General features: G+C 49.8%; 1 protein-coding gene. It reads right to left on the reverse strand.

From position 1 onward, the window contains the following. Positions 1-195: 195 nt before the first annotated feature. The coding region (locus M6G53_RS25345) for an ATP-binding protein (protein ID WP_253335315.1) at positions 196-297 on the reverse strand (102 nt) is incomplete at its 5' end.

Raw genomic sequence — 297 nt, forward strand, 5'->3', positions numbered from 1 at the left:
CCCAGCGATGCTGTTCAATCAGACCGACAACCTGTTGTTCATGAGGAGCAAACAGCAACACAGAGTGGGCATGCAGGCCACGGGAGGTTTTATGGGAGGTGGTATGGCCGAGGTCGTCAGCCACCGATGTCAACAACGGGTAAAAAGTGATCCACTTACCGTCACCACCAACGGTTTAATATTGATCCACCTTGTTTACTCAGGATTAGCTTCCGCTATAACCCCGGCCTTTCGTTTCTGTTTCAGCCGATAGCTCTCTCCTTTTATCTGGACTACGTGTGAGTGATGTAAGATAGC

The sequence above is a fragment of the Serratia nevei genome (assembly GCF_024160145.1).
GTDB classification, from domain to species: Bacteria; Pseudomonadota; Gammaproteobacteria; order Enterobacterales; family Enterobacteriaceae; genus Serratia; species Serratia nevei_A.